The organism is Streptomyces phytophilus, assembly GCF_013870535.1.
Classification (GTDB): Bacteria; Actinomycetota; Actinomycetes; order Streptomycetales; family Streptomycetaceae; genus Streptomyces; species Streptomyces phytophilus.
This window is the reverse complement of record NZ_JACBXC010001599.1, coordinates 1-1,184: the sequence shown is the minus strand read 5'-3', so window position 1 is coordinate 1,184 and position 1,184 is coordinate 1. Positions and strand designations below refer to the sequence as shown.

The following is a 1,184-nucleotide window of genomic DNA, read 5'->3' as shown; positions in this document are numbered from 1 at the left end:
AAAGGGCCCGACGCGTCCGCGCCGGGCCCCGCCACGCCGCGCTCAGCGGCTCGTGTCCACCCGCTCCAGCTCGTCGTCGCCGTCGTCCAGCTCGTCGAGAGCGTCGACCACCCGGCCGCCCTCCCGCTCCGCGCCGTCCGCGTCGTCGTCGATGTCCGCCTCGTCCTCGGCGTCGAAGTCCAGCTCGTCCTCGAACGACGCGCTGACGTCGAAGCGGCAGATGACCAGCTCCGGGTCGACCTGGTCGAACGGCGCCGAGAGCCACTCCCCCGGCTCCGCCGGCTCCTCCGCCGCCGCCACCCACACCGCGGAGTCGCCCTCGGAGAGGCCGAACTCCCGGTGCCGCGAGGCGATCTCGTCCGGTTCGAACTCGCCGAAGAGCACCCCGACCGCCGCCGTCAGGCTGCTGCCCACGGCCTCCCGGTCCTCGGCGTCGTCCCCGCCCGCGACATCCGGGTCGAGGTCGGCGATGCGCTGTGCCTGAGCCAGCAGCCGGTGCGGCTCCGCCACGGTGTAGTCCCGGCGGATGAGGACGCTGAGCGCCCCCGGCTCGTCCGGCCCGGTGTAGGCGGGCAGCGTGTCGCTGCTGGGGATCTCGAAGGGGGTCACTTCGTCGTGGACCTCGTACAACACCTCGTCGTACGCCTCGGCTGCCGCTGCCAGCTCCTCGAAGGCGGCATAGACGGCAGAGCCCTCCTCGCCGGACCGGCGCTCGACCGCTTCGAGGTGGCGGTCGATCGCGGCTTTCAGCACCGACGCGGCGGCGCGTACCTCGGCAGCCGTGGGCTGCGCAGCATCAGACATAGTGCAGACGCTATCCGGAGCGAGGCACTTTCCGCACAATGGATGCGATGCCGGAATACGAGTTTCGTGATGTCTATGTGCCGCGGGGAGTCTCACGGGCCGCTGCGGCGAGGCTCCTGACCGACCAAGCCGAGTACGGGCACTGGGAGTTGCACCGGCTCCGGCTCTACCCCGACGGCAGCCGCAGGGCGCGGCTGCGGCGCCGGATCATCAGACAGGTACGGGCGACGTGGTGAGCACCGACGGATCCCTGACCATCGCATCGACAAGCCGCTGACCTGCGACTTCTACGTGCCCCGCGGCCCGGCACCCCTCGGCGCCGGCCCAGGATTGAATCTGTGAGCGATGACCTGCGGCTGATGGCCGTCCACGCGCACCCC

At 71.5% G+C, this 1,184-nt stretch carries 2 protein-coding genes; one reads left to right on the top strand and one right to left on the bottom strand.

The annotated features are described in order from the left end of the window. Nucleotides 1–42 precede the first annotated feature (42 nt). Nucleotides 43–804: a hypothetical protein gene (locus H5J30_RS34535; protein ID WP_181791758.1), complete on the bottom strand. Its 762-nt coding sequence runs from the start codon at nucleotides 802–804 to the stop codon at nucleotides 43–45. A gap of 47 nt (nucleotides 805–851) precedes the next feature. On the opposite strand from H5J30_RS34535, the gene H5J30_RS34530 reads away from it, so the two are divergent. Further along, nucleotides 852–1,040, top strand: a complete 189-nt coding sequence (locus tag H5J30_RS34530; protein ID WP_026276372.1) for a DUF5703 family protein — start codon at nucleotides 852–854, stop codon at nucleotides 1,038–1,040. Nucleotides 1,041–1,184: the final 144 nt, after the last annotated feature.

Coding starts and splice junctions, on each gene's coding strand:
- H5J30_RS34535 (WP_181791758.1), bottom strand. CDS start 804: ATGTCTGATGCTGCGCAGCCCACGGCTGCCGAGGTACGCGCCGCCGCG.
- H5J30_RS34530 (WP_026276372.1), top strand. CDS start 852: ATGCCGGAATACGAGTTTCGTGATGTCTATGTGCCGCGGGGAGTCTCA.